A 23,569-nucleotide genomic window follows, 5' to 3' on the forward strand; every position below is an offset into this window, starting at 1 on the left:
GTCGTGCAGATGAGGGCGGATACGGTGGCCAGATCTTGCGGTCGCACGGATGTCTGAGTCAAGAGCAATGACCAGTTTTCGAAAACAATTGAGGGGTCGACTCGGTCATCTCATGGCAACCGGTTGCCGTCGATTGTCGGCGTTTTCCCGGCCGGGACCTCCGGTCACTGCCACCGCCGATCGACGCCCACGGACAGGCACTCACCGGTTGACCCTGATGCGGCGCGCCTTACGAGGCGGCCGGTCAGGTCAGCTCCGACAGCCGGTACCACTCGCTCCGGCCGGCCTCGTCGGGTTCCGCGATGACGACCAAGATGACCCGATGATCGAACTTCCGCCCGTGCCCGACCGCATCGCCGGCCTCCCCCGTGGTTCCCGCGGCGGGGGAAGCCACGGTCGTGCAGGGCGCGGACCTTCAGGCCAACGGCGTCGTCCCGGGACAGCGTGGGACCGGCGTCCGTCAGCGTGGGAGGCCTGTGGAAGATCTCTTTGAGAATGTCGAGCTCGCAGGCTGCGCCGGTTGCCGAATCGGTGGCGAGCAGACGGGCCATGCGGGGGGCGACCTCGACGACGCGGATCACCCAGCCCTTGTTCTCCAGGCCGTCAGCGACGATGCCGGTGATCTCGTTCATGCCTTCAGGCGCGTCGGTCGCCGGGTCCGTCAAACGAGCGGCCCTGGCTCACATTCGGTGGTGACAGAGGGTATCGACGTTAGCCGAGGAGGATGCGGTGGCGGAGGAGGGTGAAGCCTGCTCTGCCGTACATCTGCCGCGCGATCAGCTTGGTCTTCGTGTTGACGCCCTCGGTGGGGCCGTTGCTGTACGGGAGCGTGAGAGCGGCGATGACGGCGTCGTGGTCCCGCTCCAGGCCCCGGGCGAAGGCATGCAGATGAGGCAGATCGACTGTGCGGACCTGGGTGATCCAGTCCTCGAGCGCGTCGATGTTCTCTTGGGCGGGCATCAGGAGCTGGGCGAAGGCCCGGATGTGGGCGGCCAGTTGGGTCATCTCGGGGCAGGCGGCCGTGAGCCGGGCCAGGAGGTCGTGATGCTCGGCCTTGAGGTTGTCGGGCCTGGTGAGGATCATCCGGGCGAGCCGGCGCGGAGAGATGTGGCTGCGGTCGGCGTCCGCGCGGCCTTGGTTGATGTACTTGTGCAGGAGGTTGAGGCAGCCGGTGAACCCGAGGGCCTTGATCTCTTCGAAGAGGTGCCTGACGGGGACGGCGGGGTCTTCGGCCCGGCGTTTTCGCAGGTGCTCGCGGTAGGGGTCGACGAGGCCGGCCCGGTATTTGGGGACGCGGAGCATCCGCTCGGGCTGGTCGGCGCGGGCGTAGCGTTTGACGGTGTTCAGGGCAAGTTGCAGGCGGCGGGCGCATTCGAGCAGGCCCACGCCCTGGTTGAGCAGGTCGTGGACCTGGTGCCAGCGCTCCAGAGTGGTCTGTGCGCGGGGCCCGTCATACAGGGGCGCGTCCAGCACGGCGGCCCAGCAGGTGCTGTGTGCCTTCACCTCGCTCAGGGCGGCTTCGCACAGGTTGTGCCACAGGGTACTGGTGGGCCGTCGGCGAGGTGCCTGCTGAGCAGGCCCTTTTCCCACGGCCCCCAGCCCGAACGACGCATGCGACTTTCGCCGCACGTCGCTCTCCGGTGACTACTCCGTGAGTGCTGGCACAGGTCTTGCACCGTGGATGTCCGCATGACAACTTCCGCAGACCACGAGGGCTTTGCGGTGTCGTGCGGCCATGAGATCTGCCCACGGCGGCCGGTTCCCGGATCGTCCGAGGTCGGCGAGCTTGGCGATGTGGTGGACTTCCACCTCGTCAATGCGTCCGCATGCCTCGCACCGCCCGGCGAGGAGTCGGGTGACCAGCTCTTTGCGTTTGGTGTTGACCGGGGCCAGCCGACGGTCGGTGATGACCGTCTTCTTGTTCTGTCGCAGCGGGATCCCGCCGAACCGTCCGACCAGCGGCTTCCTGCCGGTGCGTTCGACGCGGGCCTCGAAGCACTTGCGCGGCCCGTGCGGCGTCTCGATGGTGGCCGCGTACTTGCGAGCCATCTTCGACACCGACGAGCGGTGCTTGTTGGCGAGCGTCATCAGCATCGAGGTCTCCATGACCCATTGCAGCCGGGCGAGTCGAAAGACGTCGCCGGCCAGCAGGTAGTACTGGACGATGCCGCGGTACTCCGACCCGTAGGTGCTGAGGATGACGTGGTCGTCCTGGTTCAGCAGCTCGGGCCGACGCGCGGGTTTCCCGCGCTCCTTGTACTGGGCCTGCTTGGCGGATACCACCGAACGAGGGACACGCAGACCGATAGTCCCATTGACAGAGCGTCGTCTGCCGGAGACCTTGCGGTCGTTGTGAAGCACGGTGATGTCGTAGCCGAGAAACCTTGCCGCCCCGGTCCGGGCGTGCGTGATGAGAGTCTTTTCCGGCGACAGTTCCAGCTTGAGATCATCCCGCAGGAACCGTGCCAAGCGCTCTTTGATTTCCTCGGCTTCCGCCTTTGGTCCGGCAAACCCGAGGAGGGTGTCATCGGCGTAACGCACATATCGCAGCCGCCGGTAGCCGGGATCCTGAGTATCCATGCTGGGCATGCTGTGGAGTTGCTTGCGCAGTTCCCGCACTTTGGTGTGGTCGCCGCGCTTGCGGGCGCTTGCCATTGCCGCCCACACCCGGTGAAAGGCGCGGTTCGGCTTCCTGACTTTCCCCCGGGTGTACTCCGGGATAAGAACCTTCTCGATGTACTCGTCCATCTTGTGCAGGTAGATGTTGGACAGGATGGGTGAAACAACTCCGCCTTGCGGACTGCCGCTGTGCGTGGCGTTCCAGACCCAGTCCTCCATGTATCCGGCCCTGAGCATGTTCCGCATCAGCCGTAGGAACCGGTTATCGCAGATCTTTTCGCCCAGGATCCGCAGCATGACCTCATGGTCAAGCCGGTCGAAACACTGAGCGATGTCACCCTCGATGAACCAGACCGTCCCGGTCCAGGTGTTGACCACATCGCGTAACGCGGTGTGGCAGCCCCGGCGGGGACGGAACCCGTGCGAGGAGTCGGAGAACGTCGGCTCGTAATACGCCTCAAGCAGCAGGCGGATCACCTCGCCGACGAGCTTGTCGCTCCAGGGAGGCAGGCCGAGCGGGCGCAGCTTTATGCTGTCCCGCCCCTTCGGGATGTAGACCCTGCGAGCCGGGCTCCACCGGTACCGCTCGTGGCGCAGCGCGTCGATGACGTGCTCGATCTTGCCCAGCGACATGCCGTCCACGGTCTCCCCATTGACCCCGGGCGTCATCGCTCCCTTGTTGGAGCACAGACGTCCGTAGGCCAGCAGATACAACTGCGGATCGAAGAGCTGCCGATACAGTTCATTGCACGGCAGGCCACGCCTGCCGCGTTCACGGAGGACACCCAGCACCGTTTCGGCGCTCTGCATTTCGCATACCTCCCGACTCTGTGTGTCCGATCACCTGGCCCCCTTCGCCCGATGCGGACGGCTTTCCCGTCCTCCTTGGCCGGTCGTGACTCCGGCGACTACTACGGGGCCTCCGTCGCCGTAGGAAGATCTCCTCCCGTAGGCGATCCCATGTTCGTCCTTGTCGTACGTCCTAGCGTGATGTAGGTGCCCCACTCATCTCCTTGAATTCCCTCACTGGGCATCGCTCCGCACCCTGGAGGTTGCGTCAGCCATGGCACTAAGCCGTCGCAGGGTGCGGCGTCGGTGTCAGGTATCTTTCCGACGGACTTGACCTTCAGTCTTCTGGAGATTGGGGTTCAGGCAATCCAGCTTTCACCGTGTCACGCGGGTCCCTCGACGCTCCGTCCCTGATACCTGAGCCCGGCCGTCGATTTTCTGGCATGCTGCGGTCCCCATCACCGTTTCCGGATTGGGTAAGCCATCAGACCCAAGAATCTCCCTCCAAATTCTTCCCGACTCAATCGGGGATACGACAAGGCGCCTCATGGCGCACTGCCACCTGTCCGCGACCTGCACCGCGTCGGGCAGGGCACGGCGGATGGCCTCGGCATAGGTCGCGGAGCCGTCGCGGCACACGACCTCGACGCCCGGATGAGCACGCAGCCACGCCTCCAGGGTGTCGGCCGTGCGGTCGGGCAGCACGTCGATCCGCTCATGGGTCTCGGCGTCGATCACCACGGTGGCATAGCGGTGACGCCGGCGCAGAGCGAAATCGTCGATACCGATCACGCGGGGCACCCGCCCGGTGGGCAACGGGATGCGCAACAGAGCGCGCAGGGCAGTATGACGCGAGACGCCCACAGCGAGGATCGCCAGCAAACGTGCCCCCGCCCGGCCCGCTAACTCCTTGACCACAGCCTTGACTTGCCTGGTCAGACGGGCGGTACGCCGTTGGTATCGCTCCAGCAGCCCGGGCACCTGCTCGCGGAAGGTGTGACGGCAGCCGCGCGTGGGACATACCAGGCGCCGCACCCGCACACGGACCACCACCCGCCGCTCGTCCACCGGCACGTCGGCCACGGTCCGCCTGTGATAACCGTGCACACGCCCGGACAACGCCCCGCAGCTCGGGCACGGCACCGAGTCCTCCGGTGTCCGCGCCCGTACCAAGATCTCCTTCCCTTCGTCGACCACCTCCTCGATGACCAGGGGACCCAGCCCCGAAAACACCGTGCTCACAAGCTCGTTGACATTTCGCACGTCATGCCAACGACCCGCCACCACGCTCAGTCACCACCGAATGTGAGCCAGGGCCCCTCCAGGTCCTGGTCCATCAGCGGCGGGTACGCCGTTCCGTCGCCGAAGTCCTTCGTGTTCCGGCTGACGAAGTAGACCGTCTCCTCGGGGTGTTCCCGCGCGTACTCGACGGCCGTCAGCCAGATCGCGGCGTCCCGGCCTCCGAAGTCGTGCGCGGCCATCAGAGGCCTGGGCTTGAACGGGTGGGCATCCGCGACGGTCAGCACGAGGTTGCCCGTCTCGTCGACGGCGAGGGTGACGGTGGCGGTGGGCGACACGACGGAGGCGTGCCGTACGACGTTCGTGACGAGTTCGGTGATGATCAGACAGGAGGTGTCCACCAGCTCGTCGGGCAGGCCCCAGTCGGTGAGCACTTTGGCGGTCTCGTGGCGGGCCAGCGGGACGTGCCCGGGTGTGGAGATCACCGGGAAGTCGTGACGCACCGGAGCGCTGGTCATCGCGTGCCTCACCCTCTCTGGGCGGGACCTACCCGGCCCGTCACTGAAGGTAAGTGCGTTAGTACATAGGGGTGTTCACGACAGTGAACCCACGCACCCGGGAGTCGCGCCGGGCCGTACGTCCCGTTCAGCAGTCCTGCGGGGACCACGTGTGCGAGGACGTCCGAGCGTGCTGTCGCATGCGGATCCGGTGTTCGGTGTGCGGGCGCCGTGCGTCCGGCCGGGCGTGCCGTCGATCAGTTCGGCAGGCCGATGCGGTGGGCGAGGCCTCGCAGGTCCCGTGCGACGTGCGCGGGCAGCGGCCGGTCGGTGAGGTACTCGACCGTGCTCCTCACCGGCGCGCTGGCGTGGATGCGCTGGGGGCGATCTGCTCGGCGGTCAGCAGGGAGGAGACCGCATCGGCTTCCCGGCCGCGCAGGTGGGCCAAGGAGCGGGCCAGGTCGGCGTGGTAGGCGGCCTGCCGGCCGGGGGCCTCGTCCAGGACCTCAGGGTGTACCGCGTGCCCGGCGGTGACGGCCTTGCCATGCAGGCCGAGGTCGGTGTTCAGGCTCACCTCGTGGATGCCGACGTTGGTGGGGCCGAAGTTGAGGTGCCAGGCCCGCGTCTCGCCCATGCGGCCGGCGAGATCGGAGGCCTCGGCGAGGTGGCCTCGGACCTCCTCGGCACGGGCGTTGCCGGCCCGGTGCCGGTCCTGGGTGAGGGAGGTGGCGGAAATCAGGTGGAGCTCACCGAGCAGCGCGTGCGCGTCCGCGCTGTGCAGATGTGCTTCCAGCGTGTTGGCAGCGGCGGTGGCCTGAGCGAGGGCCTGGGTGGGGCTGCCCGCGGACATCAGCACGTGCGTGTGGAAGAAGCCGGACAGGGCGGAGTAGACCGGGTCGTCCAGCTCCGTGATCGCCTCGGCGGCGCGGGTGACGGCGATGAACGCCAGGTCGGTGTAGCCCAGGTTCTTCAGCAGAAGGGTGCAGGCCGGGTGGTAGGCGTCCGCCAGCAGTTTCAGCAGCTCGTGCCGGGCCAGCCCATCAGCGGCCTCAACGGCGGCGTGCAGATTGGTCAGCAGGGTGGGCAGGCCGGCGGCGAGGGTGCCGTATTCGGCGGCGTGGTACAGCCGGTTGGCCTGCGCGACGCGCTCGGCCAGTACGGCCGTCGGAACCTGGGGCGGGCAAAGGTCCGGCGGGGTGGCCATGGTGATCCCCATCAGCGCCAGGCGCAGCGCCGGGATCGCCTCGTGGGCTGCGCTCGCGTTCGGGTCCACCGGAGCGAAGGGCTGGCCGGTCAGCTCGGACGGGGCGATCTGCAGGGCGTCAGCGAGCGCGGTGATCAGGCTGGAGCGGTCTAACAGCCGGTGTCCGTTCTCCACCATCGATAGGTAGCCCATCGACACGTCGGCCTTGCCCGCGAGTGTGCGCAGACTCATCCCCCGCTGCAGGCGGGCTGACCGAAGGCGCTTGCCGATCTTCCGGGCTTGCTCTTCGTTCATGATCCCCCGCCCAACTCCGTGTCTCAGCCGTAGCCTAGGGCGGTCCACCCGCCCACCGAGGTGGTTCCCGTTAACACGGGCGGTGTCACCGCAGCCCCGCGCGCTCGGCCAGATTCCCCACCTCAGCGGCCTGCGAGGTGCCGGCGGTTCGTACAGCGAGCGCGGCGACCAGGTCCCGGGCCAAAGGATCGAGCCGCAGCCGCAACGGTGCCACGGCATCGGCCTCGAGAAGCCGGGCCGTGGCCTGCTCCGTATGGTCCTGCCGGGCTGCGGCGGCTGCGGCGACCACCAGCAAACCGGACCGACGAGCGCCGTCGAGCAGTCCCTGATCCACCCCGCGGACATGGTCGCCGGCTTCTTCGGAGTCGCCGCACTCGACGGCGACGGCAGCGCGGGCGGCGTCCACCGTGGCCAGGTCCCGTGCGCTCGCGGCCTGCGCAGCGGCCGTGTCCAGGAGCTGCTCGGCGATTCGTCGGCGACCGGCCATGACCTGCGCCAGAGCGGTCAGGGGGACCAACTCCTGCCCCGCCCCGGCGTCTTGGGCACGCTCGGCGCGGGCCAGAGCGTACTCGGGCAGGCCGAGGTCGATCAGCAGTTGTACCTCCTCGACCAGCACCAAAAGGGGCTCCCGGGCGCCGGGCCGGGCGCGGTGGAGCAACATCCAGGCCAGGTCCTTATACCCCAGCCGTCGCAGCAGCCCGGCGCCCAGCACGTGGGCCTGCACCCGGAGGCGGGTCGCCTCCTCGTGCTCGGGCGGTGCTGCTGCGGCGACGGCAAGGTCTGCCGCGTCGATCAACTCGGGCAGTGCGCGGGCGAGACGGTGCTCGTCTCCTGCGGCGTCGGCCGTTGCGGCGTCTTGGACCCGTTGTGCCAGTTCATCGAGCAGCGGGCCGGGTGATGTCCCCAGGTCCCCCGCAGAACGCGGCGCCGCAGGTGGAACGCGACCGCTCGTACGGCCGCGTGGTCAGCTCCACTCGGCGGATAGGGCTGCCCAGTCAGATCTGATACGTCCAGCCGCAACGCTCCGGCCAGGGCGGCCAGCCGGCCGCGGCGGTCCATCCAATCAGCGCCCGTCTCCAGGCTGGCGACATAGCCGACCTCCAGGCCCGCCCGGGACGCCAGATCCTCCTGGGACAGTCTCCGGTGTACCCGCCAGGCCGCCAAGCGCTCCCCGATCGGGCCGCCGATCGTCTCATCCCGCTCTTGCATAACCAGATCGCTCGCATACCTACTCGCCCGGACCGTGTGCGCTGGCAAGACAAGGCCCACCCGTCCCGCTGAAAGACGGGCAGAGCGCGTATGCCCATGGCACGCCACATTAGTCACACCGGCGAGCAGCCCCCGAGGTTCACAGAGCGAGGGAGCCCAGGAGCACTCCGGCGAACGCTCCAGCGATGAGGAACGGGCCGAACGGGATCGCTGACTTGCGGCCGGCGCGGCGCGCGAGGATGAGACCGACGCCGTACAGCGCACCGAACAGGTATCCGGCGAACGTGCCGATGAGCAGGATTCCCCAGCCGTACCAGCCCAGGACGGCCCCGAGCGCAGGGGCGAACTTCACATCGCCGAAGCCGAAGCCCTTGGGATTGATCAGGAACAGCAGCAAGGAGCAGGCCCCAAGCGTGAGGGAACCGAGCAGCGCGGTCCTCCAGCTACCGCCGGCACCGGGCAGCAGCGCGGCCCCGCCGAGCAGGATGAGAGCCGACGCCGCGAGCGGCAGCGTGACCACGTCGGGCAGCCGGTGCACCACGAAGTCGACGACGGCGAGCAGCACCCCGACCGGGACGAGCAGCAGCCAGACCACCAGTTCGGGGCGGGCGCCGACGGCGGCCGCCAGTACGGCGCAGGCCACGGCTGAGGCAGCGGCGAGGACGGGCGTGCTGGGGCCGTACGAGTCGCCGTCGGCGCAGCGGGCCCGCCCCAGCCATCCGTTCCCGGCACCGGCGAAGGGGTGTCCGGCAGGACACACTGCCCGCCACGGCTCATCGGGCGGCACGGAAAGCCGGTACGCGGCGCGCGGTATGAGCAGGCCCGCCCCAGCACCCCACACGACGGCCACCGTGACGATCCAGTACGTCTCCACCGGACGGAGCTTAAGGTCAGCTCCGCCCGGTGTTGCGGACGGCCCGTACTGTGACGAGCACGTGGACGCTGTTGAGGCCGGGAACGACCTGCGTTGAGGCGATCACGCTGCTGGACTGCCTGACCGAGCAGGGGCTCGCCGACCTCCAGAACGCCGTACCTCACATCTTCGGTGACGCCGCGGCCGACATGCCCCAGGCGACCAGGTGAATGAGCTGGCGTGACCTGAGGCGATCACTAACCGGTTCGGGATCAGGGTTTCCAGGTGCGCAGGAAGGTGGCGATCCGGGCGGCGGTGCAGCGCGGGTTGTTCAGCTCGTGGGCGAGTGCGGTGAGCTGTTCGCGGGTGGGGTTGACGGGGATGTTGCTGGCCTCGAGGTACATGACGGCGACCGCGCAGGCGACGGTGAGGTTGGAGCGCTCCAGCCAGCGGCAGCGGCCCAGGGTGTGCACCAGGGCGGCGGCCCGGGCGTAGGGGCCGTCGTAGACGGGATGATCGAGGAGTTCGCCGCGGTGGCGGGCGACTGCTGCGATGGGCAGGCCATAATCGTCGGCGGCCGGGTCGCGGTGACCGGCCCGTTCCGCCACCTCGAGGATCCAGGATTCGTCGACGTGCAGGATCACGCGGCAGCGCCCGGATGCGGCTCGGCGTACGGGGCGTCGAGCTGCCGCTCCAGATCGTCGAGAAACGTGCCGTGCTCATCGATGAGCCGCTGGGCCGCACCCATACCGGCGGCGCGGGCTCCGGTGGTGTCCTCGATGATGAGCCGCTCCACGTACTTGTTGAAGTCCAGTCGGCGGGCGGCCGCGGCAGCCTTGCCGGCCGCGAGCACGTCCTCTTCCAGCCGGACCTGCGTCTGCTTCTTCATGGAAGTCACACCGCATGGTAGCAGGGTGGTAGCAGGCGTGGGCCGGACGCGGAAGCGGCACGCAGTCGGCACCGTACGCACCTGCGGGGCCCTGCCCGCCGGCCGCTTCGGCATCAGCCTGTTTCAGCGGCGTCGAGCAGGTCAGCAGCTGTGCGCAAGGCGGCGGCCAGGCCCGTCTGGGCCCACGTGCCGTAGCCGGAGATTCGGAGAAACTCGACGCTGCCCAGATCGGCGTGGAGCGTCTCGCTCTCGCCGGGGTCGTCGTACTCCGTGTACGCGGCGCGAACGCGGTACCCGATCTCGGCGGACGACGGGTCGAGGACGAAGGTCACATCGCACTGCTCACTAAACCGGCGCTAAACCACCTCTCCACCTGGACAAGATCAATATCAGGTGACCGTCGTTCCCGAGACCGCGACTCTGTGGTGTCTCAGGAGGTCGGTTCCACGAAGTCATCGAACGCCAGTTGCTGCGGGAGGGTGTCGAGTGGTTCCGGCGGTTGGTCGAAGGTGACGCGGTAGTCGCTGTCGGATGTCCGGACACCAGCGCCCCGACCGAATGGCCGGCCCCGCCCCCACACGGGGTCGGGGCCGGCACACCCACTGAGCCCGTACGCCGACGGCGCCAGCCGACTGCCCGCCGCGCAGCGACGAGGGCCAAGACCACGACGACGAACCACCGAGGCGGGCGCGGCAGCACACCCACCCCGACGAACCCTGACCCCGCGCGTCAGCGGCGGACCAGCACCGCGTGCGTGACGGTCGGCGAGCCGACCAGCTCGGACACCCGGTAGCCGTCGATCCCGTCACCCAGATTGTCGAGCAGCCGCTCCCCGCGCCCGATGAGCATCGGCGCGATCACCAGGTGGAGCTCGTCGATCAGCCCGGCGCGCAGATACTGCTGGATGACCGCCGCGCCGCCGCCGATCCGGACGTCTTTGCCGCCCGCGGCGTCGAACGCGCGCTGGAGCACCGTCTCCAGCGACTCATCGGTGAAATGGAAGGTCGTTCCGCCGGCCATCTCCAGCGTCGGGCGCAGATGGTGGGTGTGTACGAAAACGTCGTGGTGGTAGGGCGGGTTGTCGCCCCACCAGCCCTGCCAGGACTCGTCCTCCCACGGCCCGCGCTGCGGCCCGAACATGTTCCGTCCCATGATCGTGGCGCCGATGTTCTGCTCGCCGCGGACGAAGTAGTCGACATCGATTCCGGTCTTCCCCGCGGCGGAGTCTTCCGTCGCGGAGACGAACCAGCTGTGCAGGTCGTCACCCCAGCCAACGCCGTCGCCGAACGGGGCGTCCAGTCGCTGGTTCGCGCCGGCCGCGAAGCCGTCAAGGGAGATCGTCACGTTGTGTACGCGGACCTTGGGCATGGCCTTCACCTCTCGTGTTGATGTCGTTCTCTCACCCCTGCGTCGTGCAGAGCCTGCCTGGATCGACATCCCCGCGCACATTCTTTCGGCGGGCCATACTGGTGCCCGGCACCGCGCCCCGGCGCCGAGTGCGCGGCGCGACCTGGCCGCCTTCTACATCCGCTGCGGCTACACCACCCACGCCCCAGGCGAGACGGTCTCCCTCAACCGCATCGGCCTGCCATTCAGCCTCGGCGCAGGCGATGACCAGTGCATATTCACGCGGTGGCGCCCCCACCGCTGACCCGGCCAGCGCGAAGGCCGCAAGCTCTCACGGTTGTGCGGACCGAACTCGGCCTCCCTGCGGACGTCCAGCAAGGTAGGCAGGCGCACACGAAAGGCGTACAGGCTCAGGTGGTCCACACTGGCTGGGTGACGACCAAGAAGCCCGCGAGCGGCGAACCTGATGAACCCGGTCAACAAGAGGCCCTGCGAAGGCTGTTGGATGACGGGGGTGCGGTGCTCGTCGACTTCGACGGCACCATCTGTGACCTGTTCGGCACGACGCCGACGGCGCCCATCGCCAAGGAAGTCAAGGACATGGCGCGCGGGGAGTGGGGCGTACTGGACCAGGCGGTCGAGGACTGCGACGACTCGCACGGCATCCTCCTGGCGCTCAGGACCATGTACGACCGGATGTCACCGGTCACCCTCAGTCGCAGGCCGCTCAAAGAGGCACACAGAATTGTCACGCGGCACGAATACGCCGCCGTCGCCTCCGCCAAGGCCGCCCCGGACCTCGAACCGCTGCTGAACGCGCTGACCGCTCTCGGCAAGCGTCTGGTGGTGGTGAGCAACAACGCTGAGGGTCCCGTGTGGGAGTACCTCAAGCACAAGCAGCTCCAGTCGAAGTTCGTGGATGTCTGCGGCCGGGATCCGCATGAGCCGCGCCATATGAAGCCGCACCCCGATTCGTTGTGCCGCGCGCTGAAGTGCCTGAAGGGTGTGACCCCCTCCCACGTCCTCATGGTCGGGGACCAGCTCACCGACCTGGTGGCGGCGCGGGCGGCGGGCGTCCGATTTCTCGGCTACACCCACGATGCGGGAGATGAGACGAGGCGGCGCGGACTGGGTGGTCACTTCGCACACCCTGGTCGCCATCGCCGCCCGGCGACGGGGTCCAGAAGCCTCCGCCGGGTTGGCCCCCGGGTGAGCATGCAGCGACCGGGCAGCGGGCCCTGAACACCACCGAGCTGGGGCCGCCGGGCGTTTTCTCCGTCGCCTGAGAGTGTCCTGGTCACCTGCTGCTGCGTGATGATGGACTGCGGCATCCGCACGGAAGACGTGGAAGCGGCCGCGGCCGACTACGGCGGCTGGTATCGACGCTCGACGCGCTCACCTGCCGCAACCCGCGACAGCGGCTCGAAAGGAGGAGCCCAACCTCCTGGTAATGGCGGATCGTCGCTTCAACCGCGCCGCGGCTCAGGAACTCGATCAGCCCGAAGCCCACGGTCATGAGGAGGATCAGGGCGGGGCGATCAGTCGCGCGTACTCGCGGGCGTGGTGCTCGTCGTACCACGCTGCGGCAACGCCAATCCGCGCCTGCAGAGGGTCTCGCAGGCCACGGGCGGCGTGCGCCGTTGAGATCGGCAGACCCTATTGCAATCCATTCCTTAAGGCCCGTGAGCTTTCTTCATGGAGAAGGCCATCGGTATCGAAGCTGCCCGAGCCCGACTCGGCGACATCGCCGACCACGCCCGCACCACAGGGCAGACAACCGCACTCACCCGACACGGACGAACCGTGGCCGTCATCGGACCCGCCCACGCAGTCCAACCCGCAGGCAGCGTCGAAGTCACACTCTTCCTCGGCGACGAGGACCGCACCATCGTTCTTCCGGCCGTCCCCCGCATCGGTGACTCGTTCCTCGTGGAAACGGACAACGAGCAGAGAGCTACTGGCTCGTGACGAACGTGCAGTGGGACATCCGTCCGGAAGGGCAAACCGCCGTGAACGTCCTCCTGGACCCCAGTGACGAGTACAGCAACTGGATTCACGACTATCGCCCGACCCCCAACGAGAAGTGAGGAGTATGACCGTGGCCTCGTTCCGCTTCAGCTACACCCCCGGCGTACTCGGACACTCGCGCGTACTCGCCAGCCGGCCAGCCGTCGACAGGGAAGTCAGCGAACGCCTCGCCCTGTTCGCCCGACGCAACGGGGATGACCGGCTCACCGGCATCGCGCTCGAAACCTGCCGAAACGGCACATGGGTGTACGAGAAGACCCTGTGGAGGAAGGGAGCTGACAAGCCCATCCGAGTCTCCCGGGATGCCGTCGAGCAGTAAGGAGTACGACCATGATGTACGCCCCGCACCTTCGCTTCGACGTCGCCGACCCGGACGCCGCCGAACCCGAGCCCTCGTTGAAGACGGCGAGGATGCGGGGGTCAGGTTCGGCGATCGCGACCTCGCAGATCTCGCCGCCGGAGCTCAAGGACTGACCGGGAGCGGCTCAGCAACTGCAGCCGCAGTCGCATCCGTCGCAGCCGCAGCCGTCGTCGCCGCAACAGTTCCCGCAGCACTGACAGCAGTTGCAGCAGTCACCGCAGCCGCTGCAGTCGGTGTTGGTGCACAGTCCTTCCCGGCGTTCCCGGCTCCATGGGTCGTCGAACCCTCCGCAGCACATCTGGCAGGTACAGGCGAGCCCCATCCACACCGCGCACCCGGCGAGCAGCCCGCGCCGGTCGCGGCGGGGCGGCTCCGGGGGCAGCGGGGCCCACGGTCCGCCGGGCGGGGCGTACGGTCCGCCCGGCATCGCTCCCGTCGGCGCGGGTCCGTGCGCGCAGGCAGCGGTGCCGAAGGCCCGGTCCACGGAGGTGCGCAGCTCGTGCACGAGCAGCCGGTGCGCGAGCTTCGGGTCCGTGAAGTCGGCCTCCCGCAGCGCGAGCCGTATCCCGTGCACGGCGTCGTCGGCAAGCCGCCGGGCCTCCGTGAGCGGCGTCCCGGTCGCGGTGAGCGGGTTCCAGGCACCCGCCGCGGCGTCAGCCTCCTTGTCCTCCACGGCGTCCAGGAGATGCGCGAGCCGCCCGAAGAGGCGCCCGGCCTCGGCGAGCGGTTCCGCGTTGCCCGGCCGTCCGGCGAGGACCGCGGTGTGGGCGAAGGCGGCGGCGGTCGCGGTCTCGGTCGGTTCGGTGACCGTGAGAAGGGGCGTTCCGAGCCCGGCGAGCGCCTCGATGCCGGCCTGCCGGTCCACGGCGTCGACGAGCAGGGCGGTGTCGAAGCCGACGTCCGAGCCGGTCCGCTCCCCGGCCCGGCCCCAGCTCGCGGCGACCCGGCGCGCGGCGAGCGCCACCGGTTTGCGGGCCAGCAGCCCGTCCTTGTCGGCGACATGGTCGCGCACCTTGGCGGAGGCGAGCACCAGCGAGACGGCGGCCGCGAGCCGCGCCCCCTCACCGTGTGCGACGGACGCGCTACGCATTCCGCGCAGCGGACACGGTCCCGCCGTGCGCCGCCCGCCGCCGTCCTTCTCGGCCTGAGCCTCCGTCAGAACGGATATCAGCAAGCCGTCGTAGTTCGTGACGACCCTCGCGAACTGTCCGTGGTCCTTGCGCAGCGCGAGGCACAGCCCGCACAAATGCGCCATCCACTGGGTTTTGAGACTCTCTCCGAGCCGGTGACGGCAGGGCCTGACGATTCCGAACACGACGATCCCCCGTGGTACGTACAGCGTTGAACTGCGGTGAGCTGCGGCATCGTACCGATCGCCGCGTTCACCCGTACGCACCCCCCATCACCCATACGCCGTGAAGAATCATATTTCACTCACAGTCAGCAGCCGTTTGCGAAACGACCCTTGGGACACATGGACTCTCGACGGATTTGCTGTGCACCAGTACCGTCACGAACCCCCCACGCGGCGTCTATCCACTTGGCGCGAACCTCGCCGCCCGTCCTGACCTTGTGGCCGCCGCAGGGCGAGCTCCTTTTCGCCTACGGAGGAGGCAAGCCCGGATCCGCCAGCCGCCCGACCGCCTTCACGGTGACCCTGATCGACCGGTGGCCGCCGTAGCTGAGAGGCACCTCGCGGATGCGGACGACGGACACGTCGTCGGGGTCCGCGCCCCTCTCGATCGCCCGCTCGACGGCGGTGGCGCGCGCCTCCTGGAGGGCTTCCCGGCGCCCCGAACCGGCCGGGACGACGGTCTCGTACTCACCGCCGACGAGGGCGATGGCCGCGCCGACCGCATTGGCGACATCCGCGTTGCGGGGCCGTTCGACGGCATGCCCGCCGACCGTGTCGGGGACCAGGCCTGCCGCGCCGCCGACGGCGATGACCGGCTGGTCGCGGCGGCCGTGCGAGACGAGGCCCACGGCATGGGAGAACTCGGTGTCGAAGTCCTCCACCGCCGTCTTGAGCCGGGCGGCCGCCCCGCCGTCCCGGTGGTCGGCGATGCGGTCGCGGTCCCCGAGGGCGATCCGCCCGGCGAGGACTCCCGCGTCGCTGAGCGTGGGCGTGTCGCCGCCGAACACCAGGGCACGCGTGGTGATCGCCCGGTCGACGGAGTCGGGTCCGACGCGGGTGTCGTGGACGACGGTGCCGCCTCCGTACGCGATGGACAGCACGTCGGGCATGGACAGGTTCGTCTGTACGCCGCCGATGACGCACCCGGCGGCGCTCTCCCGCGCGAAGCCGTCGACCAGGACGCCCAGGTCGGTCGTGGTGCCCCCGACGTCGGCGACGATGGCATCGCTCCGGCCGGTCAGCAGCGCGGCTCCACGCAGCGAGTTCGACGGCCCGGAGCCGATGGTGAGCACGGGGAAACGGTCGGCGTGGGCCGCCTCCATGAGCGTGCCGTCGTTCTGCGCGAAGTAGGCGGCGGCGTCGAGGCCGTGGTCGGCGACGACCCGGGAGAGGGCCGCCGTGACCACTCCGATCGCGGGGCCCAGCGCCGCGTTGAGGACCGTCGAGTTCTCTCGTGCCAACAGGCCCAGGGCACCGATCTGATGACCCATCGAGACGCGCACTGCAGTGCCGAGTTCGGCCCGTACGAGCTCGGCGACGCACAGTTCGTGTACAGGGTGCACCGGCCCGAACACCGAGGTCACGGCGATCGCCTCGGCTCGTCCCGCGACCTCCCCCAGGAAACGCTTGACGGCCTCGATGTCCAGCGGGGCCACCGGGTGCCCGTCGATCAGATGACCGCCGCCGACCCCGGCGACACCGGCCACGACCTTCCCGTACAGGTCGGACGGCCAGGCGGCGAGCAGCGGGACCGCGTCGGCGACCGGTCCGGCGATACGCAGGACGCCGACCTGGGCGAGGCCCTGGCGCTCGGCGACGGCGTTGGTGGCGTGGGTCGTGCCGAGCATGACGGCGCGTACGTCCCGGGACCGCTCCCCCAGTTCCGCCAGGACCGCTTCGAGCGCGGCGCGCATGCCGCCGGTGACGTCGTCCGTGGTCGGCCGCTTGGCGCGGGCGACGAGCCGGTCGCGCGCGTCGAGCGCCACGGCGTCGGTGTTGGTGCCGCCCACGTCGATGCCGATCCGCAGCCGGGACGAGGGGTGGCGGGTCATCGGCGGCCCTCTTCCATCAGCAGGCCGGTCCACTCCACCGGCATGTAGTGATGCTCGTATCCGAAGGCCGCCGGGCCCACGACCTCCAGGCCGCGCGGGGTGCGCCACAGCGGGTCGCACGGCCAGGCGAGCACCGTGACCCGCTGGCCGAAGCGCAGGGACTCGGTGGCGATCGGGATGCCCGTCTGCGTGTCGCACACCGTGATCAGGTCGGGAACGCTCGCGAGGACCGCGCCGCCCTCCCACGCCACCAGGTTCTCGTTCTGCAACTCGATGCGCAGGTGCCGCCCGTGGTCGGCGCCACGCCCGGAGACGGTCACGCTCCCGCGGACGAAGCCCTCGTCGGTGTCCCGGTCCACGTCCTCGAGCACGCCGGTCACCAGCCGCCGGGCGCCGAGGGCGGCGACCAGGGCGTCCATGGGCTCCTCGGCGGCTCGCAGCACCCGGCCCACCTCCAGGGCCCGGGACACCGACCCGTGGACCACCGCGTCCCGGTCGGCGGGCGTCAGCAAGTGGTCGGCCATGAGCGCCGACGAGCCCGAAGCGACGCACAGAGCCCGCCCCCAGCGCTCGGCCCACACCGCGTCGACCGGCCGTAGCGAGGCCGTGTTGCCGAGCGCGTCGACGAGGACGACGACCTCGGGTTTCAGGCCCGCGACGTGCATGGACACCATCTGCAGCTCGGGAAAGGCGCGTCCCATCCCGTCCGCGTCCAGCAGGGGCAGCCCGAGCCGGGCCGCCCAGCCGACCGGTGCCACGCCGTTCGCGCCGCCGATCTCCGCGGCCATCACGGCGACGACCCGCCGCCCGGTCAGCCGCTCGACCTCGGCCCGGGCCGCCTCCGCCTCCCGACCGCTGCCCGGCATCTCCAGGGCGACCGTGGGCGCGCCGATCATCGACAGCGGGAGGATCAGTCCGTCCGTCGGCAGATCTGTCATCGGTACGAGGGGGACGTCGCCGTACGTCTTCAGGGCCACGGAAGCGGCCAACAGCTCACCGGAGACGTCGCCGCCGCCACCGGTGCCGTAGACGGCGCAGCCGAGTGCCAGGTCGTCGAGGTCGTCGGCGGTCAGGACCATCGGCTCAGCCACGGCCGGCCTCCTGAGGACGAGCGGACCGCTCGCTCCAGCGCCACAGCGCCGCGTACACCGCCACGGTGAGCGCGGGCCCGACCAGGAAGCTCACGTCACCGCCCGCCAGGGCATCGGACAGCGGCCCCTGGAAGTCGGTGGTGTTCACGCACAGCACGGCACCGGCGGCACCCACGACGAGCGCGGCCACGCCCGCGACGTTGAACCCGCCGCGGTACCAGAAGCGGCTCGTCCGCGACTCGTCGTGTAGCGCCACGCCGTCGTAGCGGTTGCGGCGCAGCACGATGTCGGCGACGTACAGGGCCATGGAGGGGGCGAGCACGGCCACGGTCACTTCGAGGAGTCGGCTGAGTGTGTCGGTGAAGTCGTGGACGAACAGGGCGTACGAGGCGATCGCCATACTGAGCGCGGCGTCGAGGAACACCGAGCGCGCCCGGCTCACCCGCAGCCCCATCGACTGCAGGCACAGGCCGGAGGAGTAGGCGGTGAGGATGTTGTTCGTGATCGAGCTGAACACGATGACGAACAGGAACAGGGGATAGAACCAGCCGGGCACGATCTCCGCGAGGTTGCCCTGCGGATCGCCCATGTCGATGCGCGTACCGGCGAGGACGCCGAGCACGCCCAGCACCACGGCGGGCAGGAAAGCGCCCAGCGCCGTGTGGGCGAGAACCCGGGGCAGCGACACCGTGCGGGGCAGATAGCGCGCGTAGTCGGCGCCGTTGGCCCAGGACAGCGGCACGGAGGCGATGATCGCGACGCCGATCGAGAGCGTGGCCCACAGGTCCGCGCCGTGCAGTGGGGCCTCCGGTACGTAGCCGGTGTCGGCCTCCCGCAGCACGAACACCGCGAGCAGCACCATCACGGTGGCGAGCACGGCGGTGAAGTACGGGCTGAGCCGCACGATCGTCGCATGGCCGAAGATGCTGACGGCGAAGGTCACCGCGGCGGTGACGAGCAGCACGATCACCTTGACCGGACCGGAGACGGTCAGCCCGACGTGGTCGGCCAGCGCGAATCCGGCGAGCGCCCCGAGCGCGAGGTTGACGGCTTCGTACGCGATCGCGACGAGCCAGCCGATGCCCGCGCTGAAGGGCCGGTTTCCGCGCACGCCGTACATCGCGCGGGTGACGACGACGCTGGGCGTGCCGGACGGCGGACCGCTGACGGCGAGGGCGCCCACGCCCGCCCAGTACAGGTTGCCCACGACGAGCACCAGCACGGACTGCCACAAGGTCAGCCCGAGCAGCAGGACGACACCGCCGAGGACGAAGTAGAGGTACGTGATGTTCGCGGCGAACCACACCCAGAACAGCTCGCGCGGACGCCCGTGGCGCTCGGCGTCGGGTATGTGGTCGATGCCGCGCACTTCGACGCGGCCGGGCCGGTCGCCGCCCGGCCCGCCGGAGCCGTCCGCGCCGGGCGGGCCCGCCGCCGGCGCGGGTGTCAGTACCGGCTGAGGGTCCATGAGTGCCACCGCCCAGAAGTTGTCGACCACGACGTTATTGGCCATAAGGCCAACAGAAACGGACGGCAGGAGTCGACCACGGGCGGCGCGGACCGGTCAAGAACTATTGGCCTGGAAGCCAATAGAAGTAACGTGGAGTTTGCACGGGCCGTACCGGCTGACGTAGGAAGACCTCCATGAGCGCACCGCAGCCCACCGCCAGGAGCCGACGTCTGCCCCCCGCCGAGCGGCGACAGGAGATCATCGAGGCAGCCGCAGCGGTCGCGCTGGAGGAAGGGCTCGCGGCCGTGACGTACCGCGGTGTCGCCGCCCGGCTCGGCTGTGCGCCGGGCCTGGTCCATCACTACTTCGACGTCGTGGAGGCGCTGGAGGCGGAGGCGTTCACCCATGCCGTCACCACCGACTTCGAGCGCACGTTCCAGGAGGTCGAGGAGCTCGGCGACGCGGTGGAGGGACTGCGTCACATGCTGCGCGTCTGGGTCTCGGAGAGCCCGGAGCCGCACAAGACGGTGTGGCTCGACGCCTGGTACATGGCGGCCCGCAAGCCGAGGGTCCACGCGGCTGTGGACCACGCCATGCGCATTACCCACAGCCGCCTGGTCGCGGTCCTGGAGCGGGGCGTACGCGAGGAACGCTTCACCCCGCACGACCCGGACGCCCTGGCCTGGCAGCTGCTCACGGCCCTGGACGGCGTCATCGTCCACTCCTCGATCGGCGTGAACCAGGGCATCGTGGACGTCCGCCGCACCATCGCCCGCTTCACCGAAACCGCGCTGGGCCTCGAACGGGACGCGCTGGCGTCGGTTTTCGACGACTGAGCACGCCCCCGGGGCCGGACAGCCCCGACCGGAGTCGGCCCGCAGGGCCGGGAGCATGGCAACGACGGACGCGCGGCGATGGGCGCTTAACTCGACCACCGAAGAGCGGCAGCGCCGCTATGCGATCCGGGCCGGCATCCAGGCCACCCTCTCGCAGAACGTCCACGCTCACGGCCTGCGCCGCTCCCACTACTGCGGCCTGGCAAAGACCCATGTCCAGCACGTGCTCACCGCGCTGGCCTGCAACGTCGCCCGCATAGCCGACTGGGTCAACACCGCACCGACGGCCCGCCGCCGATCAAGTCACTTCCACGCTCTGTGCACCATCGCCGCATGACCCCACCAACATCACCAACAGAGTCCCGGTATTGAGCCTAGGCGGCACCTTCCCAGAGGGTGCGCCCCACCAGCCCCGATCAGCACACCTGGCCCACTCACCGCAGTACGGCTAAACTTCAAGTAACCATCGTTAATCGGACGCCGTAGCCACCCTCAAGCGCATCATGTGGCGCAGGTCACAGCAGACCAGGGCCGATGTCGGCGTTCGCGAGCGAGGACGGCGTTGAGCCGGGCCGCCAGTTGCCCTCCGACCGCTCCCGGACTGTCCGACACGCCCCCCGGAGTAGCGGAGCTCCTCCAACTCGCCGCCGCACGCGCCGGCATGGACCAGCTCGTCGTCCTCGACCGCGGACGGATCGTCGAGCAGGGCACGCACCAGGAACTGCTCGCGTCGGACGGCGCCTACGCGAAGCCGTGGCAGCACCAGTCGGGCGGCTTCCTCGACGAGAGCCCCGTCGACGACAGCCTGTCGCGGGCCGAACTGCACTGAACGCGAGCTGGTAGGTGTGGCCCTCGTCCACCGCTGGTCCTCCACCCAGTCGTGCGCGGCCGGCCCTTTCTGCGAGTCCCGCGCGTGAGCCGGTAATCGGATGGTCGCGGGCGTCTGTGGGCTTCTGCCCCTCATCAGCACCATTGAGGGGGGACCTCATCATGCGTACGCATTCTGTCATCGCCGCGGCCGTCACGGCCGGCGCACTGGCCGTTCTCGCTGCCACACCGGCTCAGGCCGCCGAGTATTCCTCGGCGTTGAAGGTCCGCGGAGTCCAGTACGACGCGCCCGGCCGGGACTCCAACAGCTGCTCCACCGGCAACACCGACGAGGAATACCTGACGATCAAGAACTACTCGTCCTCCGCGACCGTCAACCTCAAGGGCTACGTCGTCAAGGACGCCGCCGGAAACCGCTTCACCTTCACCGCCAGCCACTACCTCCAGCCCGGCGACTACATCAAGCTCCGCGGCGGCAACGGCACCGACTCCGACAGCAGAAACGTCGTCTACCGCGACAACTGCAACTTCATGTGGAACAACGACCGCGACACGATCTACCTGTACAAGCCCTCCGGCAACCGCGCAGACGTCCACTCCTACACCAAGACCGCAAACGACCGGGACGGCAACGGCTACATCCGCTACCACAGCTGACCCCGGCCCGCCCGGGCCCAACTTCCCCAGGGGGAGCAGGCCCGCCCCGGCACTATCTCAACTGACCTGCTCCATAGGGGGTGCCTCAGCTCACAGCGACCGCTGGAGCGGGCATGGAACAACTGGGGGTAGCTGACGGTTCACCTATACGTGGCTGCGGAGGGGACAGTGTCCCCGGGCCTCACCTACAGCCCATGGGGACGATCGTCCGGCTGAAGCCCCATGGAGCCCTCCGCCGAGAGGCGACCGCCCTCCGCAGACCATCACATACGGCCCCGGCTGGTCTCCCCCGTCCCGCCGGGGCTTTCGCCTGGATGCGATCGCCAGCAGAACGTGCCGAGCACGGGATGCCATGGCTCGTTGGCATCATGAGCACCGTGAATGCCATTGATGCTTCAGACGTGTCTGACCAGCTTCTTCGTACCCGGCTGACGAACTTGCTGGAGGGCATCCGTCCCTGGGACGAGCAGGAGCACACGCATCTCGCGGCGGCGGCGGAGTGGATCGCCAGCGGAGCTCCGCTGTATCGGGTGCAGAAACCCGACGTCCCGGCGGTCCACCTGGTCAGCTACTTCGTGGTCCTTGATGAGGCCCGCGGGGAGCTTCTGCTGGTCGCCCACCGGAAGGCTGGCCTGTGGCTTCCCAGCGGCGGCCACGTCGAGCCGATGGAGGACCCGTGGGACACGGTGCTGCGTGAGTGCCGCGAAGAATTGCACACCGAGGCCGTCCCGTCGACGGTCTCCGGCAGAGGGCCGTTCTTCCTGACCGTCACGCAGACACGCGGGCAGGGCCAGCACACTGACGTGTCGCTGTGGTACGTCCTGCAGTCAGACGTCGGCAGCATCACCTCCTTCGATGAGGGCGAATTTGAAGCGATCAAGTGGCTGTCGCTGCAGCAGGTCCTCGCCGAACCCGGGGACACTCTCGATCCCCACATGCACCGGTTCACCCGCAAGCTCATGGCCGCCTCACGACGCTAGGTATGGGAGCGCGCTCCCTGTCAACCGGGCGTGAACGCCCTCACCGGTTCTTGTGGCGCGGGGGCGTTGTCCGGCAGTGCGGTGGAGCGCTGACACCGCCTCACGCTCCCGTCCGGGGGGTCACGACGGCTGGCGGCGGCGCGGCGACCATGGCAAGGTCAGCGTGATCGTGAATATGCCGTGGGTGAGGGGGAGTTCGTGGACACGCAGGTGTGGGACGCACTGGTCGCATCGATGAAGAACGCGTACACCGCGGGCCTGGGCGAGGGAGCGGTGCCCCGCCCGGTCATCATGCCGTTGGTGCGCGGCGAACTGGTCGGCCTGATCTGGGTACGTCCCCTCAAGGCCGGCGAGGACGCACTCACCGGCATTGCCGCGCTCTCGAATATCGCCGCGGCGGCCGGCGCCGACGAAATCGTCCTCGCCTGGGAGACCCACGACGTCGCCACCGCCTGCCGGCTGCCCCTCGTCGGCCCGGCACCATGCCTGAACATGGTGCACGCCACGAAGGACGGCCACGTCCTCCACCAACTCCCCTACATCGAGCAGTCCCTGGCCCAAGCCCTCGATGACCCGGCCACGGTCGGACCCCACTGGCTTCCTGCCCTCGAGCCCCAGCCAGGCGGCGAGTTGGTCCCGCCGATCCAGGCCGCCGTCAACTACTCCTTCACACCGCTCGAGCTGGACCACCCCTCCCCCTTTGGTGTCACGGTCGTCCTGATGGAAGAAGACGGCTACAGCGTGCGCCTGACCGAGACATTCGCCCGCTGACCCGGCAGACATCAGGCCCGCCAGGGAGTCGGGTGATGGTGAGAAGCTGTCCCAAATCCACGTCTCCCCCCGTCTCTTCCGAGCGCACCGCCGAGCCGGTGTCAGCAGCAGGCCTCAGGTGAACCGGTGCCCAGCGCCGGAGTGCTCCTTCCCGCGCAGCCTGTTGCTCGGGCTGCTCACGGGCACGCGAGTTCCCGGGCGGCACCGCCGAGTCCGGCGAGCCGCTGCAGGACGCGATGGTGCGTGCGCTGGAGGAGGATGTCGTCCTTCTCCGTCAGGCAGTGACCGGGTCCTTCTGCTCCGGCGAGGTGTCGGCCGGGGCAGTCTCGGATGCCGTGTAGTAGACGGACTTGCCCTGCTTGGTGCGGTGGACATGGCCCTTGGCGACGAGTCCTTCGAGCGTGGTGCGCACGACCTTGGGCTTGATGTCACGGTCGGGAT

At 69.1% G+C, this 23,569-nt stretch carries 29 protein-coding genes and 2 pseudogenes; 13 read left to right on the forward strand and 18 right to left on the reverse strand.

Annotated elements, in window-relative coordinates; all coding sequences use genetic code 11:
- Positions 1-164: 164 nt before the first annotated feature.
- From ACYVO6_RS41285 to ACYVO6_RS41325, 9 genes and pseudogenes are all read right to left on the reverse strand, one after another.
- Positions 165-632, reverse strand: a complete 468-nt coding sequence (locus ACYVO6_RS41285) for a hypothetical protein (protein ID WP_461070680.1) — start codon at positions 630-632, stop codon at positions 165-167.
- 79 nt (positions 633-711) lie between these two features.
- Positions 712-1,539, reverse strand: a pseudogene (locus ACYVO6_RS41290) (ISL3 family transposase); the annotation flags it as partial.
- Between the two features lie 105 nt (positions 1,540-1,644).
- Complete coding sequence (locus ACYVO6_RS41295; RefSeq protein WP_461070682.1) at positions 1,645-3,429, reverse strand: reverse transcriptase/maturase family protein; 1,785 nt, start codon at positions 3,427-3,429, stop codon at positions 1,645-1,647.
- Positions 3,430-3,966: 537 nt separating this feature from the next.
- Positions 3,967-4,671: pseudogene (locus tag ACYVO6_RS41300) on the reverse strand (ISL3 family transposase); the annotation flags it as partial.
- Between the two features lie 26 nt (positions 4,672-4,697).
- On the reverse strand, positions 4,698-5,165 hold the full coding sequence (locus tag ACYVO6_RS41305; RefSeq protein WP_461070684.1) for an ATP-binding protein: 468 nt from the start codon (positions 5,163-5,165) through the stop codon (positions 4,698-4,700).
- A gap of 331 nt (positions 5,166-5,496) precedes the next feature.
- Positions 5,497-6,642: a helix-turn-helix domain-containing protein gene (locus tag ACYVO6_RS41310; RefSeq protein ID WP_461070686.1), complete on the reverse strand. Its 1,146-nt coding sequence runs from the start codon at positions 6,640-6,642 to the stop codon at positions 5,497-5,499.
- A gap of 85 nt (positions 6,643-6,727) precedes the next feature.
- On the reverse strand, positions 6,728-7,438 hold the full coding sequence (locus ACYVO6_RS41315) for a hypothetical protein (RefSeq protein WP_461070688.1): 711 nt from the start codon (positions 7,436-7,438) through the stop codon (positions 6,728-6,730).
- On the reverse strand, positions 7,435-7,851 hold the full coding sequence (locus ACYVO6_RS41320) for a helix-turn-helix domain-containing protein (RefSeq protein WP_461070690.1): 417 nt from the start codon (positions 7,849-7,851) through the stop codon (positions 7,435-7,437). Before ACYVO6_RS41320 ends, ACYVO6_RS41315 begins: the two co-directional genes overlap by 4 nt.
- Before the next feature lie 139 nt (positions 7,852-7,990).
- Positions 7,991-8,725 carry a prepilin peptidase gene (locus ACYVO6_RS41325; RefSeq protein WP_461070692.1) on the reverse strand — a complete coding sequence of 245 codons (735 nt, stop codon included), beginning with the start codon at positions 8,723-8,725 and terminating at the stop codon, positions 7,991-7,993.
- Between the two features lie 50 nt (positions 8,726-8,775).
- On the opposite strand from ACYVO6_RS41325, the gene ACYVO6_RS41330 reads away from it, so the two are divergent.
- Positions 8,776-8,934 carry a hypothetical protein gene (locus tag ACYVO6_RS41330; RefSeq protein ID WP_461070694.1) on the forward strand — a complete coding sequence of 53 codons (159 nt, stop codon included), beginning with the start codon at positions 8,776-8,778 and terminating at the stop codon, positions 8,932-8,934.
- Positions 8,935-8,976: 42 nt separating this feature from the next.
- On the opposite strand, the gene ACYVO6_RS41335 is transcribed toward ACYVO6_RS41330, so the two are convergent.
- From ACYVO6_RS41335 to ACYVO6_RS41350, 4 genes are all read right to left on the reverse strand, one after another.
- Positions 8,977-9,348, reverse strand: coding sequence for a fic family toxin-antitoxin system, toxin component (locus ACYVO6_RS41335; RefSeq protein WP_461070696.1), 372 nt, complete (start codon positions 9,346-9,348; stop codon positions 8,977-8,979).
- Complete coding sequence (locus ACYVO6_RS41340; RefSeq protein WP_461070698.1) at positions 9,345-9,593, reverse strand: hypothetical protein; 249 nt, start codon at positions 9,591-9,593, stop codon at positions 9,345-9,347. Before ACYVO6_RS41340 ends, ACYVO6_RS41335 begins: the two co-directional genes overlap by 4 nt.
- 113 nt (positions 9,594-9,706) lie before the next feature.
- Positions 9,707-9,925 (reverse strand): hypothetical protein, encoded by a 219-nt coding sequence (locus tag ACYVO6_RS41345; RefSeq protein WP_461070700.1) that lies wholly within the window; start codon positions 9,923-9,925, stop codon positions 9,707-9,709.
- A 397-nt stretch (positions 9,926-10,322) separates the two neighbouring features.
- Positions 10,323-10,961 (reverse strand): dihydrofolate reductase family protein, encoded by a 639-nt coding sequence (locus tag ACYVO6_RS41350; RefSeq protein WP_461070702.1) that lies wholly within the window; start codon positions 10,959-10,961, stop codon positions 10,323-10,325.
- On the opposite strand from ACYVO6_RS41350, the gene ACYVO6_RS41355 reads away from it, so the two are divergent.
- The 6 genes from ACYVO6_RS41355 to ACYVO6_RS41380 all read left to right on the forward strand — a co-directional run bounded on the left by ACYVO6_RS41355 (position 10,960) and on the right by ACYVO6_RS41380 (position 13,442).
- Positions 10,960-11,244: a hypothetical protein gene (locus ACYVO6_RS41355; RefSeq protein ID WP_461070704.1), complete on the forward strand. Its 285-nt coding sequence runs from the start codon at positions 10,960-10,962 to the stop codon at positions 11,242-11,244. The genes ACYVO6_RS41350 and ACYVO6_RS41355 overlap by 2 nt on opposite strands.
- A 128-nt stretch (positions 11,245-11,372) precedes the next feature.
- Positions 11,373-12,182 (forward strand): HAD family hydrolase, encoded by an 810-nt coding sequence (locus ACYVO6_RS41360; protein WP_461070706.1) that lies wholly within the window; start codon positions 11,373-11,375, stop codon positions 12,180-12,182.
- Between the two features lie 453 nt (positions 12,183-12,635).
- Positions 12,636-12,908, forward strand: a complete 273-nt coding sequence (locus ACYVO6_RS41365) for a hypothetical protein (RefSeq protein WP_461070708.1) — start codon at positions 12,636-12,638, stop codon at positions 12,906-12,908.
- The gene (locus ACYVO6_RS41370; protein ID WP_461070710.1) at positions 12,905-13,027 is read left to right on the forward strand and encodes a hypothetical protein; all 123 of its coding nucleotides are present in this window, start codon (positions 12,905-12,907) and stop codon (positions 13,025-13,027) included. The genes ACYVO6_RS41365 and ACYVO6_RS41370 overlap by 4 nt, the downstream gene beginning before the upstream one ends.
- A gap of 11 nt (positions 13,028-13,038) precedes the next feature.
- Positions 13,039-13,287 carry a hypothetical protein gene (locus ACYVO6_RS41375; protein WP_461070712.1) on the forward strand — a complete coding sequence of 83 codons (249 nt, stop codon included), beginning with the start codon at positions 13,039-13,041 and terminating at the stop codon, positions 13,285-13,287.
- 11 nt (positions 13,288-13,298) lie between these two features.
- The gene (locus ACYVO6_RS41380; protein ID WP_461070714.1) at positions 13,299-13,442 is read left to right on the forward strand and encodes a hypothetical protein; all 144 of its coding nucleotides are present in this window, start codon (positions 13,299-13,301) and stop codon (positions 13,440-13,442) included.
- A gap of 11 nt (positions 13,443-13,453) precedes the next feature.
- On the opposite strand, the gene ACYVO6_RS41385 is transcribed toward ACYVO6_RS41380, so the two are convergent.
- The 4 genes from ACYVO6_RS41385 to ACYVO6_RS41400 all read right to left on the reverse strand — a co-directional run bounded on the left by ACYVO6_RS41385 (position 13,454) and on the right by ACYVO6_RS41400 (position 19,119).
- Complete coding sequence (locus tag ACYVO6_RS41385) at positions 13,454-14,644, reverse strand: DUF5685 family protein (RefSeq protein WP_461070716.1); 1,191 nt, start codon at positions 14,642-14,644, stop codon at positions 13,454-13,456.
- A gap of 287 nt (positions 14,645-14,931) precedes the next feature.
- On the reverse strand, positions 14,932-16,515 hold the full coding sequence (locus ACYVO6_RS41390) for a hydantoinase/oxoprolinase N-terminal domain-containing protein (RefSeq protein WP_461070718.1): 1,584 nt from the start codon (positions 16,513-16,515) through the stop codon (positions 14,932-14,934).
- Positions 16,512-17,606 (reverse strand): DUF917 domain-containing protein, encoded by a 1,095-nt coding sequence (locus tag ACYVO6_RS41395; protein ID WP_461070720.1) that lies wholly within the window; start codon positions 17,604-17,606, stop codon positions 16,512-16,514. Before ACYVO6_RS41395 ends, ACYVO6_RS41390 begins: the two co-directional genes overlap by 4 nt.
- Positions 17,599-19,119, reverse strand: a complete 1,521-nt coding sequence (locus ACYVO6_RS41400; protein WP_461070722.1) for a purine-cytosine permease family protein — start codon at positions 19,117-19,119, stop codon at positions 17,599-17,601. Before ACYVO6_RS41400 ends, ACYVO6_RS41395 begins: the two co-directional genes overlap by 8 nt.
- 131 nt (positions 19,120-19,250) lie before the next feature.
- Here ACYVO6_RS41400 and ACYVO6_RS41405 point away from each other — a divergent pair, with 131 nt between their 5' ends.
- From ACYVO6_RS41405 to ACYVO6_RS41430, 6 genes are all read left to right on the forward strand, one after another.
- A complete protein-coding gene (locus ACYVO6_RS41405) occupies positions 19,251-19,892 on the forward strand; it encodes a TetR/AcrR family transcriptional regulator (RefSeq protein ID WP_461070724.1) in 642 nt (213 codons plus the stop codon).
- A gap of 55 nt (positions 19,893-19,947) precedes the next feature.
- Positions 19,948-20,229: a transposase gene (locus ACYVO6_RS41410; RefSeq protein WP_461070726.1), complete on the forward strand. Its 282-nt coding sequence runs from the start codon at positions 19,948-19,950 to the stop codon at positions 20,227-20,229.
- A 225-nt stretch (positions 20,230-20,454) separates the two neighbouring features.
- On the forward strand, positions 20,455-20,721 hold the full coding sequence (locus tag ACYVO6_RS41415; RefSeq protein ID WP_461070736.1) for a hypothetical protein: 267 nt from the start codon (positions 20,455-20,457) through the stop codon (positions 20,719-20,721).
- Positions 20,722-20,882: 161 nt separating this feature from the next.
- Positions 20,883-21,377, forward strand: coding sequence for a lamin tail domain-containing protein (locus ACYVO6_RS41420; protein ID WP_461070728.1), 495 nt, complete (start codon positions 20,883-20,885; stop codon positions 21,375-21,377).
- A 401-nt stretch (positions 21,378-21,778) separates the two neighbouring features.
- Positions 21,779-22,357 carry an NUDIX domain-containing protein gene (locus ACYVO6_RS41425; RefSeq protein WP_461070730.1) on the forward strand — a complete coding sequence of 193 codons (579 nt, stop codon included), beginning with the start codon at positions 21,779-21,781 and terminating at the stop codon, positions 22,355-22,357.
- A gap of 198 nt (positions 22,358-22,555) precedes the next feature.
- Positions 22,556-23,128: a hypothetical protein gene (locus tag ACYVO6_RS41430; RefSeq protein ID WP_461070732.1), complete on the forward strand. Its 573-nt coding sequence runs from the start codon at positions 22,556-22,558 to the stop codon at positions 23,126-23,128.
- 274 nt (positions 23,129-23,402) lie between these two features.
- On the opposite strand, the gene ACYVO6_RS41435 is transcribed toward ACYVO6_RS41430, so the two are convergent.
- The gene (locus ACYVO6_RS41435) at positions 23,403-23,555 is read right to left on the reverse strand and encodes a BlaI/MecI/CopY family transcriptional regulator (RefSeq protein WP_461070734.1); all 153 of its coding nucleotides are present in this window, start codon (positions 23,553-23,555) and stop codon (positions 23,403-23,405) included.
- Positions 23,556-23,569: the final 14 nt, after the last annotated feature.

The organism is Streptomyces pseudoechinosporeus (assembly GCF_054783935.1).

Coding starts and splice junctions, on each gene's coding strand:
- ACYVO6_RS41285 (WP_461070680.1), bottom strand. CDS start 632: ATGAACGAGATCACCGGCATCGTCGCTGACGGCCTGGAGAACAAGGGC.
- ACYVO6_RS41295 (WP_461070682.1), bottom strand. CDS start 3,429: ATGCAGAGCGCCGAAACGGTGCTGGGTGTCCTCCGTGAACGCGGCAGG.
- ACYVO6_RS41305 (WP_461070684.1), bottom strand. CDS start 5,165: ATGACCAGCGCTCCGGTGCGTCACGACTTCCCGGTGATCTCCACACCC.
- ACYVO6_RS41310 (WP_461070686.1), bottom strand. CDS start 6,642: ATGAACGAAGAGCAAGCCCGGAAGATCGGCAAGCGCCTTCGGTCAGCC.
- ACYVO6_RS41320 (WP_461070690.1), bottom strand. CDS start 7,851: ATGCAAGAGCGGGATGAGACGATCGGCGGCCCGATCGGGGAGCGCTTG.
- ACYVO6_RS41340 (WP_461070698.1), bottom strand. CDS start 9,593: ATGAAGAAGCAGACGCAGGTCCGGCTGGAAGAGGACGTGCTCGCGGCC.
- ACYVO6_RS41355 (WP_461070704.1), top strand. CDS start 10,960: ATGGCCTTCACCTCTCGTGTTGATGTCGTTCTCTCACCCCTGCGTCGT.
- ACYVO6_RS41350 (WP_461070702.1), bottom strand. CDS start 10,961: ATGCCCAAGGTCCGCGTACACAACGTGACGATCTCCCTTGACGGCTTC.
- ACYVO6_RS41365 (WP_461070708.1), top strand. CDS start 12,636: ATGGAGAAGGCCATCGGTATCGAAGCTGCCCGAGCCCGACTCGGCGAC.
- ACYVO6_RS41380 (WP_461070714.1), top strand. CDS start 13,299: ATGATGTACGCCCCGCACCTTCGCTTCGACGTCGCCGACCCGGACGCC.
- ACYVO6_RS41390 (WP_461070718.1), bottom strand. CDS start 16,515: ATGACCCGCCACCCCTCGTCCCGGCTGCGGATCGGCATCGACGTGGGC.
- ACYVO6_RS41400 (WP_461070722.1), bottom strand. CDS start 19,119: ATGGCCAATAACGTCGTGGTCGACAACTTCTGGGCGGTGGCACTCATG.
- ACYVO6_RS41405 (WP_461070724.1), top strand. CDS start 19,251: ATGAGCGCACCGCAGCCCACCGCCAGGAGCCGACGTCTGCCCCCCGCC.
- ACYVO6_RS41410 (WP_461070726.1), top strand. CDS start 19,948: ATGGCAACGACGGACGCGCGGCGATGGGCGCTTAACTCGACCACCGAA.
- ACYVO6_RS41420 (WP_461070728.1), top strand. CDS start 20,883: ATGCGTACGCATTCTGTCATCGCCGCGGCCGTCACGGCCGGCGCACTG.